General features: G+C 65.8%; 7 protein-coding genes. 4 read left to right on the top strand and 3 right to left on the bottom strand.

The window, feature by feature from the left end; translation table 11 throughout:
* Together VXM67_RS18380 and dsbD are read right to left on the bottom strand one after the other, a co-directional pair.
* The gene (locus tag VXM67_RS18380; RefSeq protein WP_023381393.1) at positions 1-837 is read right to left on the bottom strand and encodes a TlpA disulfide reductase family protein; all 837 of its coding nucleotides are present in this window, start codon (positions 835-837) and stop codon (positions 1-3) included.
* On the bottom strand, positions 837-2549 hold the full coding sequence (gene dsbD / locus VXM67_RS18375) for a protein-disulfide reductase DsbD (RefSeq protein WP_023381392.1): 1713 nt from the start codon (positions 2547-2549) through the stop codon (positions 837-839). Before dsbD ends, VXM67_RS18380 begins: the two co-directional genes overlap by 1 nt.
* 179 nt (positions 2550-2728) lie before the next feature.
* Here dsbD and VXM67_RS18370 point away from each other — a divergent pair, with 179 nt between their 5' ends.
* From VXM67_RS18370 to VXM67_RS18360, 3 genes are all read left to right on the top strand, one after another.
* On the top strand, positions 2729-3412 hold the full coding sequence (locus tag VXM67_RS18370) for a response regulator transcription factor (protein ID WP_023381391.1): 684 nt from the start codon (positions 2729-2731) through the stop codon (positions 3410-3412).
* Positions 3409-4731, top strand: coding sequence for an ATP-binding protein (locus VXM67_RS18365; RefSeq protein ID WP_367237266.1), 1323 nt, complete (start codon positions 3409-3411; stop codon positions 4729-4731). The genes VXM67_RS18370 and VXM67_RS18365 overlap by 4 nt, the downstream gene beginning before the upstream one ends.
* 178 nt (positions 4732-4909) lie before the next feature.
* A complete protein-coding gene (locus VXM67_RS18360) occupies positions 4910-6301 on the top strand; it encodes an aspartate aminotransferase family protein (RefSeq protein ID WP_023381389.1) in 1392 nt (463 codons plus the stop codon).
* 85 nt (positions 6302-6386) lie between these two features.
* Here the strand turns inward: VXM67_RS18360 and VXM67_RS18355 are convergent, their stop codons facing one another.
* On the bottom strand, positions 6387-7358 hold the full coding sequence (locus VXM67_RS18355) for a siderophore-interacting protein (protein ID WP_367237265.1): 972 nt from the start codon (positions 7356-7358) through the stop codon (positions 6387-6389).
* 166 nt (positions 7359-7524) lie between these two features.
* On the opposite strand from VXM67_RS18355, the gene VXM67_RS18350 reads away from it, so the two are divergent.
* Positions 7525-15429 (top strand): amino acid adenylation domain-containing protein, encoded by a 7905-nt coding sequence (locus tag VXM67_RS18350; protein ID WP_367237264.1) that lies wholly within the window; start codon positions 7525-7527, stop codon positions 15427-15429.
* Positions 15430-15516: the final 87 nt, after the last annotated feature.

Below are 15516 nucleotides of genomic sequence, written 5' to 3'. Positions count from 1 at the left end.
TCATTTTCCTTGTGCGGCAGGGGCGGGCGCGCTGGCCCGTTCGAAAGGTTCCAGGGCATGGCGCAGGCTGGCGCGCGACAACTCGCCCAGGTGGCTGCCGATCAACCGGCCATCGGCGTCATAGAACAACGTGGTGGGCAGGGCCATGGAGCCGACCCGCTGGGCCAGCAGGCCGGTGCCGTCAAAGAGCACGTGGGTCAGGCTCAGGCCGGTGGTGGCGAGGAAGGTGCTGACGTTTTCCGGCGTCTCGCCCTGGTTGACGAACAGGAAGGTCACATGCGGATAGTCGCCCTGGGCCTGCTGCAGCACCGGCATTTCCCGGCGGCATGGCGGGCACCAAGTGGCCCAGATGTTGATCACCAGCGGCTTGCCTCGGTAGCTGTGCAACGCCACGGCTTGCCCGCCGGCATTGCTCAGGCTCAGATCCGGCAACTCCGTGCCCTTGCTGTACAGGTGGCTGCCCAAGCTGGCCATGCCCCAGAACAGCGCGCCGCTGAACAATGCCCAACCCAGCGGGCGACGTAGACCAGGCTGGCGCCAGCCCTGCCACAGGGCGGCCAGGACGATACCGAACAAACCGGACCAGAACAGGAAGCCGCCGTCGCGGATGTCGATGATCTGCACCCAGTCATCGCGGTACATCGGCCAATAGGCCAGGACGAAGCCCAGGCGTGCGCACAGCAGGCCGATCAGGAACAGGTTGAACAGCGCCGACTCGGGGCTTTGGCCACCACGCCGGGCGACCCACCAGCCGATCAGACAGGCAACGGCCAGGGCGGCAAGCATCAGCAGATGGTTGAGGGCCATGGTCAACGGCCCGAGGGTGATGGTCAGCATCAACCTTGGCTCCTGGTCTGGGTCCAGTGTTGCACGAATGCCGGCGCGTCCACTTCACCGGTAATACGCCGGGCGCGACGTTCCTGGCCTTCCGGACCGATCCAGATGATGCTGGGCGGGCCGGGTACCTGGTAGCGTTGCAGCAGTTCGCGGCTGGCCGGTGAGTCGGCGGTCACGTCCAGGCGCAACAGGTGCACTCCGGCCAGGCTGGCCCGCACATCGCCACGGGCAAATACCTGTTTCTCCATGACCTTGCACGACACGCACCAGTCGGCATAGTAGTCGAGCATTACCCACTGGCCACGCGCCTTGGCGGCATCCAGTTCGCGTTGCAGGTCCTCGGGGCGGCTTACGGTGGTGAAGGTATCCGCGTTGTGCGGTGTCGCGCTCACGGCGGTGCCTACGGTAAAGGGTCGCAGCGGTTGCCATGGGTCGTCACCACCGGCGGCGGCACCGACCAGTAGCAGGCCGCCCCATAGCGCGCCAAGCAAGGGTACCGCGCGCAGTGCAGGCAGGCGCTGCAAGGCTGGCCAGGCGGCCCAGGCCAGCGCGATCAGCCAGGCACCGCTCAGCGCCAGCACCAGCGTTTCAGCCAGCAAGCTGCGCACGGTGTACAGCGCCATGGCCAGGAACACGAAGCCGAACACGCCTTTGACGCGGTTCATCCAGGCGCCGGGGCGCGGCAGGTAACGGTTGCCCAGCGTCACCAGCAGCAACAGTGGCACACCCATGCCCAAACCCAGGGTGAACAGCACCAGACCGCCTTCGATGACATCGCCGCTCTGGGCGATGTACAGCAGCGCGCCGGCCAGTGGAGCTGTCATGCAGGGGCCCAGCAGCAACCCGGAAAGCGCGCCCAGCAGCGCGGCGCCGTACAGGTTGCCGCCACGGGTGCCTTGCCCGGCACGGTCCAGGCGGTCGCGCAGCGCGGCAGGCAGTTGCAGTTCGAATGCGCCGAACATGGGCAGGGCAAGGATCACGAACAGCCCCGCCAGGCTACCCAGCAACCAGGGTTGTTGCAGCCAGGCTTGCAGGCTGGCACCCAGCAGCGCGGCGACAACGCCAAGCGCCGCGTACACCAGCGCCATGCTCAGCACGTATACCCCCGCCAGTACCCAGCCACGGCGGACGCTTGCACCGTTGCCGAGTACCAACCCAGCCAGAATCGGCAGCATCGGCAACGAGCACGGGGTGAAGGCCAGCAACAGGCCAAGGCCGAAGAAGGCCAGCAGGCTCCAGGCCAGGCCAGCTTGCTGCAGGTTGCTGGCCAATGCCTGGTCGCTGGCCTGATCGGCCACGGCCGTGGCGCTGCCGCCAAGGTCTATGGCCGTGGTTTGTGGCGGGTAGCACAAGCCGGCATCGGCGCAGCCTTGCCAACCCAGGCGCAGCTCACCCTTGGCGCTGGCCGGGATCAGCAGCTCCAGTTGGTCGCGATACACCGCGCTGTCACCGAAAAACGCGTCGTGGTGGTTCAGGGCAGGGGGCAATTGTGGGTGTTGGTCGGCCGCCAGGCCGTCGAACTTCAGGCGCTTCTGGTAAAGGTAGTAGCCCTGCTTGATCTGGAAGAACAGGCGCATCTGGCCATCGGCCTGGCGGTCCTGGGTCAGGACGAAGGCCTGGTCGACCGGCAGAAAGTCGGGTTTGACGTCAAACGGGTTGGCCTGCAGCGGGCCAGCCAGGAGAAATGTCAGGAAGAGCAGGAGAACGCGCATGTCTTCGCCTTGGCAATGCTTGGGATGCAGCCATGCTGGCCTGGGTTTATTAACTAAGGGTTAACGTAGCCCCAGCCGGCGCGACAACCCGCTATCGCCGCCGGAAAACCCAAGGTCCATAATCCCCTCTTAATCGCGCCATAGTGCAATGCCTGTTACACCATCCTGGGAGCCCCACCATGCACGTTCTGCTCTGCGAGGACGACGATCTGATCGCCAGCGGCATCTGCGCCGGCCTCACCGCCCAGGGCCTGACCGTGGACCGAGTGGCCAACGCAGCTGGCGCCCGTGCCATGCTCCAGGCCGCGCAGTTCGACGTCATGATTCTGGACCTAGGCCTGCCTGACGAAGACGGCCTGAAGTTGCTGCGTCGCCTGCGCCAGCAGGGCGAGAACCTGCCCGTGCTGGTGCTCACCGCGCGCGATGCGGTCACCGACCGGGTCGACGGCCTGCAGGCCGGTGCCGACGACTACCTGCTCAAACCCTTCGACCTGCGTGAGCTGGCTGCGCGTTTGCATACCCTGCTGCGACGGGTGGCCGGGCGCGCAGTGAATGTCATCGAGCATGGTCCGCTGCAGTATGACCCCAGCAGCTGCGAAGCGACCCTGGCCGGCAAATCGGTGGATCTGTCGCGGCGCGAGCAGGCCTTGCTCCAGGCGCTGCTGCAGAACCCCGGTCGGGTGTTGTCCAGCGAGCAGCTCAAGGATTGCGTGTACGGTTTTAGCGACGAGGTCGAAAGCAACGCATTGAACGTGCATATCCATCACCTGCGTCGCAAGCTCGGCAATGGCATCGTCGAAACCGTGCGTGGCTTGGGTTACCGTCTGGGGCCGGCCCAGGCGCCTGAAGAGGTTGCGCCATGAGCCTGCGCGTGCGCCTGAGCCTGATCCTGGGCAGCGCTTTCATTATCATCTGGGCCTTGGCTGCCGCCTGGATGCTGCGAGACCTGCGCCAGCAGATGATGTTCTCCCTCGACCAGCGCCTGGTCGCGTCTGCGCGGATGGTCGCCGGCCTGGTCGACCAGTTGCCGCAGCCTCTGACCGCCAAGGGCGAAGATGCACATTTTTCGGCCGATCAGTTCAGCGTGCCGGACGGCATGGCCTGCCAGGTCAGTTCGCTGCGAGGGGAGATTCTCGCCAGCAACCACAAGCACGACGGCGCCATGGATGACCAGCGCAGTGGTTTTCGCGATCAGACCATCGACGGAGCTTCGTGGCGTACCTTCACCTATAACCACGGCGACATACGTATCACCACCGCCGATCGCCATCAGGAGCGTGAAGCGCTGAACCAGTCGATTCTGCTGGCGGCATCAGCGCCGGTATTGATGGCATTGCTCGGCAGCCTGGGCTTGCTGTGGATCGGTTTGGGCAAGGGCCTGGAGCCGCTCAACCGCATGCGCGATGCCTTGCGCAGGCGTCGCGCCGACAGTGTCGAGCCGCTTCAGGTGGCGGGCTTGCCCAGCGAATTGCAACCTTTGCTGGAGACGCAGAACCAGCTGTTCCTGCGTATCGCCCAGACCATCGAGCGCGAGCGGCGCCTGACCGATGATGCCGCCCATGAACTGCGCAGCCCGCTGACCGCCATCAAGACCCACCTGCAGGTGGCGCGGATGACCGATGGCGCGGTTCGCGAGCAAGCGCTGGAGCACGCCGAGCAGGGCACCGACCGCATGCACCGCACGCTGGAGCAACTGCTGATGCTGGCCCGGGTGGAAGGCAGCCTGTCGTTCGAGGATGGCGTGCAGTGCAGCGCCGAGCAAGTGGCCCGCCAAGCGGTGCAGGATGCTGGGGGAGGGGACAATCGGCGCATCGTCTTGCGCCTGCCCGATGAAGCCGCGCAGATCTACCTGGGCATGCCCGCGCCGCTGGCCGTGGCGGCGCTGCGCAACCTGCTGGACAACGCCCTGCGCCATGGCGGTGAGGCGGCGGTGGAGCTGGATGTCCACATGGCCGATGGACAGGTGGGTTTCGTGGTCCGCGACCACGGGCCGGGCATTGCCGAGCAGGACCTGGAGCACCTGACCGAGCGTTTCTGGCGCACTGGCAAGAGCGGCGGCTGCGGGTTGGGGCTGGCCATCGTGCAGGCGATCGTTCAGCGTTGTGCCGGCAGCCTCAGGTTCGACAGTCGCAGCGATGGGCTGCGGGTGCTGCTGCAGGTGCCAGCACGCTCGGGTAGCTGATCTTCCTTGGCCTCATCGCCGGCTTGCCGGCGATGAGACCGTCGAACCCTGCACAATTTCGCACATCAAACGCTAAATCCTCCTCGCGCCAAAGCGTTTCCCAAGCGACTACTACCCGACACACATCCGGTTACAGGGGCGTGACGGGGTACATTCGCTTGCTTGCGAGGATTTACCGATGTCGACCGCTTCCAGCCTTGCCCAGGTCCTACCGACCAGCGCGCCGCAACCCCTGTATGAGTTCGCCGATTCCCCTTTGCTGCAGCGCCAGCAACAGCAGGAATCCAATGCCCGCAGCTATCCACGACGCCTGCCGCTGGCGCTCAAGCGCGCCCGTGGCATTCACGTCGAGGACATTGAAGGCCGCCAGTTCATCGACTGCCTGGCCGGAGCCGGCACCTTGGCCCTGGGTCACAATCACCCGGTGGTGATCGAAGCGATCCAGCGCGTGCTGGCTGACGAACTGCCGCTGCACACCCTGGACCTCACCACCCCGGTCAAGGACCGCTTCGTCCAGGACCTGTTCGGCGTGCTGCCAGAGGCGCTGCGCCGTGAAGCGAAAGTGCAGTTCTGCGGCCCGACCGGCACCGATGCGGTGGAAGCGGCCCTGAAACTGGTACGTACGGCCACCGGACGCAGTACGGTGCTGGCGTTTCACGGTGCCTACCATGGCATGAGCCAGGGTGCGCTGAGCCTGATGGGCAGCCACGGCCCGAAACAGCCCTTGGGCGCGCTGCTGGGGAATGGCGTGCAGTTCATGCCGTACCCCTACGATTACCGCTGCCCCTTCGGCCTGGGCGGCGAGGCAGGGGTGAAAGCCAACCTGCATTACCTGGAAAACCTGCTGCTCGACCCGGAAAGCGGTGTGCCGTTGCCTGCCGCAGTCATTCTGGAAGTGGTGCAAGGCGAGGGCGGGGTGATTCCGGCCGATATCGAATGGCTCAAGGGTGTACGCCGCATCACCGAGCAGGCCGGCGTGGCGCTGATCGTCGATGAAATCCAGAGTGGTTTCGCCCGTACCGGGCGAATGTTCGCCTTCGAACACGCCGGCATCGTTCCGGATGTGGTGACCCTGTCCAAAGCCATCGGCGGCAGCCTGCCGCTGGCGGTGGTGGTGTACCGCAACTGGCTGGACACCTGGAAGCCAGGCGCCCATGCCGGTACTTTCCGTGGCAACCAGATGGCCATGGCAGCGGGCTCGGCGGTGATCAACTACCTGAGCGAGCACCGTCTGGCCGAACATGCTGACGCCATGGGACAGCGCCTGCGAGGCCATCTGCTGCGTCTGCAGCGGGACTGCCCGCAATTGGGCGATATTCGTGGCCGCGGTCTGATGCTGGGGGTGGAACTGGTCGACCCGCATGGCCGGGCCGATGCGCTGGGCCACCCGCCGGCCCACCGCGAACTGGCGCCGAAGGTGCAGCGCGAATGCCTCAAGCGTGGGCTGATTCTGGAGTTGGGTGGGCGTCATGGAGCGGTAGTGCGCTTCCTGCCGCCGCTGATCATCAGCGCCGAACAGATCGACGAGGTCGCCCAGCGATTCGCCGAGGCTTTGGCTGCGGCGCTCTGATAGTGCCTTGGGGCTGCATGGCAGCCCCTTCGCCGGTAAGCCGGCGACTACAGGCGCGATACAGGGTATACGGCACCCGAAACCATCACTCGAACGAACGCCCCCGACGCCAGTAGCCCATCAGCGTCAGGCAGGCGCGATCCATGTGTCGGTCGTTGATCAGGTGCCGACGGACCTGCATCACCGTGGCGGACTCCCCGGCTACCCACGCATAGAAATCACCGTGTCGTGCCTGGGCCAGCTCCCAGGGCCGGCGTTGCTCGATGTCGATCGCTTCCAGATGACAGGCCGTGCCCAGTGTCTTTACCTGCGGGAGGTCGGCCAGGTGCTCGACGGCATGACGCAGGGCGGCCCCGGGCTCGCTGCCCAGTGCGTCGCGCGGCAGCCAGTGAAGATGGGTATCGCGGGGGCATTGGAGGTCCAGGCAGTCCGCTTGCAAAGGTACTTCTATGAATGCCTGCACCTTCGCTGGCTGCTGGGTTGCGGCCAGGTCTTCGAGGATGCACGCGATGGCCGGCAGGGCGGTCTCGTCGCCCGCCAGCAGCACGCGGCCGACGCCGGCAGGTGGGTTCCACTCGTAACCGCCGGGGTCCTTGGGGTAGGCCAGGTTGGGCGCCAGCATCTGCAAGCAGTCACCGCTGCGGGCGCGGGTCGCCCAGGCTGAGGCGGGGCCGTTGACGCCGTGCATGACGAAGTCGATGTCCACCTGCGCCTGGGCCCGGCGCAAGGCTCGAATGGTGTAGGTGCGCATCGGCGGGCGGGAGGCCTCCGGGAGCTGTTTGCGCGCCTCGTTCCAGTGACTGTCATGGGGCAGGGCCGGCAGGCTGCCGTCCGCCGCGGGGAAGAACAGCTTGACCCGCTGGTCGGGCCCGGCGCAGTTCATGCTGGCCACATCGGGCCCGGTGAACACCAGGCGGCACAGTGAAGGGCTCAGCTCGATCTTGTGCACCAGTTGCAGGTCGAACAGCCGGTAGGGGCTGGGTTTCTGCCCCAGCCCGCCAGCCAGTTTGCGCAGGCCGCGCTGCATGGCGCTGGCGAGGGAGGAGGGGGTGGCCATGGTCGGTCCTTTGGCATCGGGTTCACCGAGTGGACGAGTCGTGCGCCCGGCAATTTAACCGTTACGCGGCCCACCGAGAGGCCGGCGCTAATTTTTCCGGTCTGGGTTCGTTCTATAGGGACGACCTGTCATCGGGTCATTCGACCCACGCTCCGGATGCCAAGAAATGAATGCTGAAGACGCCCTGAAACTCGCTCGCCGGTTCATCGGTCTGCCCGTGGAAAAACGCCAGGTATTTCTGGCGGCGTTGCGCAAGGAAGGGGTGGACTTCTCCCAGTTCCCGATTCCCTGTGATGTGCCTGCCGAAGACCGCCAAGCCCTGTCCTTTGCCCAGCAGCGGATGTGGTTTCTCTGGCACCTGGACCCACACAGCGGCGCCTATAACCTGCCGGCTGCGGTACGCCTGAAGGGCGTGCTCAACCGTCAGGCCCTCGAGCAGGCCTTCGCCAGCCTGGTCGAGCGTCACGAAACCCTGCGTACGGTGTTCCGCCAGATGCCGGACGACAGCCTGTGCCAGGTCCCGTGCGAGCAGGCGTTGAGCATTGCCTGGCGCGACCTCGGCCAATGGTCGCCCGAGCAGCGCGAAGCCGAAGTCGCGGCCGAGGCCGAAGCCCAGGCGCTGCAGCCGTTCGACCTGGCCCAGGGCCCGCTGCTGCGGGTGCGCCTGTTGCGTCTTGACGAGCAGGAGCACGTGCTGCTGCTGACCCTGCACCATATCGTCTCCGATGGCTGGTCGATGAGCGTGCTGATCGATGAATTCTGCCGTTTCTACGACGCACACGACCAAGGCATCCAGCCGCAACTGGCGGCGCTGCAGGTCCAGTACAGTGACTACGCCCTGTGGCAACGTCGCTGGCTGGAGGCAGGCGAACAGCAACGCCAGTTGGATTACTGGAAGGCGCAGTTGGGCGACGAACACCCGGTGCTGGAACTGCCCACCGACCACCCGCGCCCAGTGCAGCCGACCTACCAGGGCCGTCGCCATGAACTGACCCTCGATGCGCAGTGGGTCGAGCAGGCGCGCGCGCTGGCGCGGCAGCAGGGGGTGACCCTGTTCATGCTGCTGTTGGGGGCTTTCAACATTGTCCTGCACCGCTACAGCGGCCAGGGCGACTTGCGCATCGGCGTACCCATTGCCAACCGCAATCGCAACGAAGTCGAGGGTCTGATCGGTTTCTTCGTCAACACCCAGGTGCTGCGCACCCGGCTGGATGGCATGACCACGGTGGCCGAGCTGCTGGCCCAAATCAAAGCCGCCTCGATGGGCGCCCAGGACCACCAGGACCTGCCGTTCGAATGCCTGGTCGATGCCCTCAAGCTCGAACGCAGCCTGAGCTACAACCCCCTGTTCCAGGTGATGTACAACCACCAGCCGGAAGTGGCCGACGTCACTCGCCTGAACGTCGGTCAGGGCCTGGAACTGAGCGTCATCGAATGGGAAAGCCGCACCACCCAGTTCGACCTGAGCCTGGACACCTACGAGCAGGGGGGGCGGCTCAATGCGGCCTTCACCTATGCCTGCGACCTGTTCCAGGCAGCCACCATCGAGCGCTTTGCACGGCACTGGCTGCGGGTGTTGCAGGCGATGGTCGGCAACCCGGGCCAACGTATCGGGGAGATCGCCCTGCTGGACGAGCAGGAACACCGCCAGGTGGTTGAAGGTTGGGGGCGCAACGAGGCCCGATACCCGAACGAGCTGACAGTGCATGAGCTGTTCCAGGCCCAGGCGGCGCGCGCGCCAGACGCGGTCGCTTTGATCTTCGAGGGCCGGCGACTGACCTACGGCGAGCTCAACGCCCAGGTCAATCGACTGGCCCGAACCCTGGTCGAGCGCGGTGTGGGTCGCGAGGTACTGGTGGGCATCGCCCTCGAGCGAGGCCTGGACATGGTGGTCGGCTTGCTGGCGGTACTCAAGGCTGGAGGCGGCTATGTGCCGCTCGACCCGCAATACCCGGCCGACCGCCTGCAATGCATGATCGAGGACAGCGGCAGCCGCCTGATACTGACCCAGGACAGCCTGTTGCAGCGCTTGCCGCTGCCACAGGGCGTGCAGACTCTGTGCCTGGACCACGACCAAGCCTGGGCTCACGACGACGACAGCGACCTGCCCAACCTGGCCCTGGCCGACAACCTCGCCTACGTCATGTTCACCTCTGGCTCCACCGGCCGGCCCAAGGGCGTCGGTATCAGCCACCGTGCCTTGGTGCGCCACGCCCACGTGTCGCTGGGTTTTTTCAACCTCAGCGCCGCTGACCGGGTGCTGCAGTTCGCGACCTTCAACTTCGACGGCTTCGTCGAGCAGCTTTACCCGGCCCTGATCTGCGGCGCCTCGGTCGTGATCCGCGGCAGCGAAATCTGGGACAGCGAAACCCTCTACCGCCAGCTGATCGAGCAGCGCATCAGCGTGATGGACCTGACCACAGCCTACTGGCACATGCTGGCCAAGGAGTTCGCCGCGGTCGGCCCGCGTGATTACGGCGTGCTGCGCCAGGTACATGGCGGCGGTGAGGCAATGCCGCCGGAAGGGTTGTTGGCCTGGCGTCAGGCCGGACTGGGCCATGTGCGTCTGCTCAATACCTATGGCCCGACCGAAGCGACGGTTACCGCCACCACCCTGGATTGCGACGACTATGTAAGCGGCCAGCGGCCGATTCCGCTGACCTTGCCGATCGGCACCGTGCTGCCCGGGCGCAACATCCTGGTGCTCGACGACAACGGTCTGCCGGCACCGGTGGGTGTAGTCGGCGAACTGGTGATCGGTGGCGAACTGCTGGCGCGGGGTTACTTCCAGCGCCCAGGCCTGAGCGCCGAGCGTTTCATTCCCGACCCCTACGGTGGGTGCGGTGCGCGCCTGTACCGCACCGGCGATTTGGCTCGGTTCAACGCCGAAGGGGTGATCGAGTACGCCGGCCGGATCGATCACCAAGTGAAGATCCGAGGTTTCCGCATCGAGCTGGGCGAGATCGAAGCCCGGCTGCTGGAGCGCGCAGAAGTCGCCGATGCCTTGGTGCTGGCGCTGCCGGGGGCCAACGGCCTGCAACTGGTCGGCTACGTGGTGCCGACCGACCGCGGGTTGGTCGATGCAGGCCCAGCCCCCCAAGCTGCGCTGCGTGAAACCATCCGCATTGGTTTGCAAGAGCAGCTGCCCGACTACATGGTGCCGACACAGGTGCTGTTGCTCGCCCAGTTGCCCCTTAGCCCCAATGGCAAGCTCGACCGCAAGGCCCTGCCACGCCCTGACACCCGCCAGCTGCAGCATGACCATGTTGCACCGCGCACCGCGCTGGAACAGCAAATTGCGGGCATCTGGCAGGATGTGCTCAAGCGTGAGCAGGTGGGCATCACCGACAACTTCTTCGAGCTGGGCGGCGATTCGATCATGTCGATCCAGGTGGTCAGCCGAGCGCGCCAGGGCGGGTTGCTGTTCACCCCAAAGGACCTGTTCCAGCACCAGACCGTGCAGGGGCTGGCCAGTGTCGCTCGTCGCGGTGAGGCGTGTGCGGTGGTCGACCAGGGGCCAGTTCACGGGCCGCTTGGCTTGTTGCCGATCCAGAGCGATTTCTTTGCCCAGGCGATTCCGGCGCGCCATCACTGGAACCAGGCGTTGCTGCTGCAGCCGAAACAGGCATTGCAGGCAGGGGCCTTGCGCCAGGCACTGGGCGCGATCGTCAACCATCACGATGCCCTGCGTTCGCGTTTCGTGGCGCAGGACGGGCGCTGGCAGGCGCAGATCGCCGAGCCGAGCGGGTGCGCTGATGACCTGTTGTGGTGCCGTGAAGGCCTCAGCGTCGAGCAGCTTGGTGAAGTGAACAGTCAGGCGCAGGCCAGTCTGAACCTTGCCCAGGGGCCAATGCTGCGTGCCGTGTTGGCGACCTTGAACGATGGCAGCCAGCGCCTGTTGCTGGCGATTCATCACCTGGTGGTGGACGGGGTGTCCTGGCGCATCCTGCTGGAGGACTTGCAGCAGGCCTATACCCAGCTGATCCAGGGCCGCTCGCCGCAACTGCCGGCCAAGACCAGTTCGCTCCAGACCTGGGCCGAGCGCCTGCACGCTCTCGCCCAGGCACCGGCCATGCAGGAAACACTGGGCTATTGGACCGACCTACTGAGTGGTGTCCCGCTCGACCTGCCCTGCGATCGCCCACAGGGTAGCGTGCAAAGCCGTCATCGCCAGGTCGTGCGCAGCCGCCTCGACCGCGAGGGCACCCGCCAGTTGCTGCAACAGGCGCCTGCCGCCTACCGCACTCAGGTCAACGACCTGCTGCTGACCGCCCTGGCCCGTACCCTGCGTGGTTGGACTGGCCAGAGCGACGTGCTGATCCAGCTCGAAGGCCATGGTCGTGAAGACCTGTTCAACGATGTCGACCTGAGCCGCACCGTTGGCTGGTTCACCAGCCTGTTCCCGCTGCGTTTGACCGCCCACGAGGACCTGGGCACCTGCCTCAAGGGCATCAAGGAACAGCTGCGCGGCGTACCGGCCAAGGGGCTGGGCTTCGGCGTACTGCGCTACCTGGGTGCGCAGCCTGGGTGCGATGTGCTGGCAACCTTGCCGCAGCCGCGCGTGACCTTCAACTACCTGGGGCAGTTCGACGCCAGCTTCGACGCTGATGCGCTGTTGCTGCCGGCCCGTGAGAGCGCGGGTGCCGAATTGAGCGAAGACGCGCCGCTGGGCAACTGGCTGGAAGTGGAGGGCCAGGTCTACGACGGTGAGTTGGAAATGCGCTGGACTTTCAGCGGCGAGCAGTTCGACACGGCCACCATCGACCGCGTGGCCGCGGATTTCGATAGGCAGTTGCGTGCGGTGGTCGAGCATTGCTGTCAGCCCGAGGTCATGGGCCTCACGCCGTCCGACTTCCCGCTGGCGAACATCGACCAGGCCCAGCTGGATGCGCTACCCGTGCCCGCCAGCCAGATCGAGGACATCTACCCGCTTTCGCCGATGCAGCAGGGCATGCTGTTCCATAGCCTGCTGCAGCAGGGCAGTGGTGAGTACATCAACCAGTTGTGCGTGGATGTCGATGGCCTTGAGGTCGAGCGTTTTCGTGCTGCCTGGCAGGCGGCGATGGACAGCCATGACATCCTGCGCAGTGCCTTTGCCTGGCAAGGCGCTGGGCAGCAGTTGCAGATCATCCACCGCCAGCTGCCGCTGGATTTCAACCGCCTCGACTGGCGGGGTCGTGACGACCTGGCAGCCGCCCTGCAAGTGCTGGCCGAGCAGGACCGCGCCCGAGGTTTCGATCTGTCGTGTCCCGGCCTGCTGCGCCTGACCCTAGTGCGTACCGGCGAGCACAGTCATCACCTGATGTTCACCCACCACCACATCCTTATGGACGGCTGGAGCAGTTCGCAGTTGCTGGGCGAGGTGATGCAGCGTTACCACGGCCAGGCGTCTGAGCGCCCGGTTGGGCGTTACCGCGACTACATCCATTGGCTGCAACAGCGCGATGCGCGGAGCAGCGAACGCTTCTGGAAAGAACGTCTGGCGGCATTCGAGGCACCGACGCTGTTGGCCAAGGCAGGCGACGAGCCGGCTAGCTGCAGCGGCCACGCACTGTTCCATCATGATTTCGACACGGTCGCGACGCAGCGCCTGAACGCCTTCGCCCGGCAGCAGAAAGTCACCCTCAACACCCTGGTTCAAGCGGCCTGGCTGTTGCTGTTGCAGCGGTACACCGGCCAGGACTGCGTGACCGTCGGCACGACCGTAGCCGGTCGCCCGGCCGACTTGCCTGGCGTGGAGCGCCAGTTGGGCCTGTTCATCAACACCCTGCCGCTGGCCGCCAGCCCGCGTGCGCAACAGACCGTGGCGCAATGGTTGCGCGGCCTGCAGGACCTCAGCCTGGCCATGCGCGAGCATGAGCACAGCGCGCTGTTCGAAGTGCAAGGTTGGGTCGGTCACAGCGGCGAGGCGCTGTTCGACAACATTCTGGTGTTCGAGAACTTCCCGGTCTCCGAGGCGCTGGAGCATGGGGCGCCGCAGGGCCTGCGCTTTGGCCCGGCCAGGCACAGCGACCTGACCAGCTATCCGCTGACCCTGGGGGTCACCTTGGGCGAGCGACTGGCGCTGCACTACAGCTTCGACCTGGCGCACTTCACTGCGCAGCGCATTCGCCGTATCAACGACCATATGGCCCAGTTGCTGGTCGCCCTGGCGCAGGATGCGCAGCGCACACTGGGCGAGCTGGACATGCTTGCGCCGCTCGAACAAGCGCAGGTGGTCGAACAGTGGAACGCCACCTTCGTCGATTACCCGTCGGATACCTGCGTCCACAACCTGATAGAAGCTCAGGCGCAGAACACCCCGGATGCGGTTGCGCTGGTGTTCGGCGACCGCCAGCTGAGCTATCGCGAGCTGGACCAGCAGGCTAACCAGCTGGCGCACCGACTGATCGAGCAGGGCGCAGGCCCTGACGTACTGGTGGGCATCGCCGCCCAGCGCAGCGTGGAGATGGTCCTTGGCCTCCTGGCGGTGCTCAAGGCCGGCGCTGCCTATGTGCCGCTGGACCCTGAGTACCCGCGCGAGCGGCTGGCCTATATGTTCGAGGACAGCGGTATCGCATTGCTGCTGACTCAAACCGAGCTACTGCCACAACTGCCGCTGCCAGCAGGCTTGCCCACCTTGTGCCTCGACCAGCAGGGGCACCTGGGCTACCCGCTGATGGCGCCACAGGTGCAGCCGCAGCCAGAAAACCTGGCCTACGTGATCTACACCTCCGGCTCCACCGGCAAACCCAAGGGCGCCGGCAACCGTCACAAGGCCCTGAGCAACCGCCTGTGCTGGATGCAGCAGGCCTATGGCCTGGATGCCACGGATGCCGTGCTGCAGAAAACCCCGTTCAGTTTCGATGTGTCGGTGTGGGAGTTCTTCTGGCCACTGATGGTCGGCGCCCGCCTGGTCGTTGCCGCGCCGGGCGATCACCGCGAGCCGGCGCGCCTGGTGCGGTTGATCGAGCAGCAGGGCATCACCACGCTGCACTTCGTGCCGTCGATGCTGCAGGTGTTCCTGCAGGATGAAGGGGTGTCGCGCTGCACCAGCCTGTCGCGCATCGTGTGCAGTGGCGAGGCATTGCAGGTCGATGCCCAGCAGCAGGTGTTCGCCAAGCTGCCCAACGCTGCACTGTACAACCTGTATGGCCCGACCGAGGCCGCCATCGACGTGACCCACTGGACCTGCCGCGACGAAGGCCTGGACAGCGTGCCCATCGGCCAGCCGATCGCCAACCTCAGCGTCTACGTGCTGGCCGACGATCTGTCGCCGCTGCCAGCGGGGCTGGTGGGCGAGCTGTACCTGGGTGGCGAAGGCCTGGCGCGAGGCTACCACCGCCGTCCGGGGCTGACCGCCGAGCGCTTCGTCGCCAGCCCGTTCGGCACCGGCCAGCGCCTGTACCGCACCGGCGACCTGGCCCGCCAGCGCGCCGACGGGGTGATCGAGTACAGGGGGCGCATCGACCACCAGGTGAAGATTCGTGGTTTGCGGATCGAGCTGGGCGAGATCGAAGCACGCCTGCTGGAGCAGGACGAAGTCCGCGAAGCGGCGGTGCTGGCGGTCGGCAGCGGTGCCGACACGCAGCTGGCCGCCTATGTGGTGGCGCACCAGCCAGATTCGCCGCAGTTGGGCGAGCAGCTCAAGGCGCGTCTGCGCAGTCTGCTGCCTGACTACATGGTGCCCACGTACCTGGTGCTGCTGACCAGCCTGCCGCTGAGCCCCAACGGCAAGCTCGACCGCAAGGCCCTGCCTGCGGTCGATGCTGCACCGACGTGTGCACGGTTCCGTGCTCCGCAGACTGAACTCGAACGGCAACTGGCGTTGATCTGGCAGGAGGTGCTGGGCCATGAGCGGGTTGGCCTGGATGACGACTTCTTCGCCCTTGGTGGCCACTCGCTGCAGGCGGTGATGCTGCTGTCGCGCATTCGCAGTGCATTCGGCGTCGAGCTGCCGGTCAAGGAATTCTACGAACTGCGCCAGCTCGGGCAGCTGGCGACGCATCTGCAAGGTGATGCCGGGCAGGCGGCCGATGAGCTCGACCTGATCTTCGGCGCGCTCGATGAACTGGAGGAAAGCAATGCCTGAGCACAAGCAGGACCGTACAGAGGAACTGGTGGCGCGCCTGCGCAACCTCGATGGCGAGCGCCGTCGGCAGCTGTTTGCCAAGCTGGC

The sequence above is a fragment of the Pseudomonas sp. Rh2 genome (assembly GCF_040762985.1).
GTDB classification, from domain to species: Bacteria; Pseudomonadota; Gammaproteobacteria; order Pseudomonadales; family Pseudomonadaceae; genus Aquipseudomonas; species Aquipseudomonas taiwanensis.
This window is presented reverse-complemented; position numbering and strand designations above follow the sequence as displayed.

What these genes read in the sequence shown, in the direction of transcription:
- VXM67_RS18380 (WP_023381393.1), bottom strand. Translation starts at nt 837, where the DNA reads ATGCTGACCATCACCCTCGGGCCGTTGACCATGGCCCTCAACCATCTG.
- dsbD (WP_023381392.1), bottom strand. Translation starts at nt 2,549, where the DNA reads ATGCGCGTTCTCCTGCTCTTCCTGACATTTCTCCTGGCTGGCCCGCTG.
- VXM67_RS18370 (WP_023381391.1), top strand. Translation starts at nt 2,729, where the DNA reads ATGCACGTTCTGCTCTGCGAGGACGACGATCTGATCGCCAGCGGCATC.
- VXM67_RS18365 (WP_367237266.1), top strand. Translation starts at nt 3,409, where the DNA reads ATGAGCCTGCGCGTGCGCCTGAGCCTGATCCTGGGCAGCGCTTTCATT.
- VXM67_RS18360 (WP_023381389.1), top strand. Translation starts at nt 4,910, where the DNA reads ATGTCGACCGCTTCCAGCCTTGCCCAGGTCCTACCGACCAGCGCGCCG.
- VXM67_RS18355 (WP_367237265.1), bottom strand. Translation starts at nt 7,358, where the DNA reads ATGGCCACCCCCTCCTCCCTCGCCAGCGCCATGCAGCGCGGCCTGCGC.
- VXM67_RS18350 (WP_367237264.1), top strand. Translation starts at nt 7,525, where the DNA reads ATGAATGCTGAAGACGCCCTGAAACTCGCTCGCCGGTTCATCGGTCTG.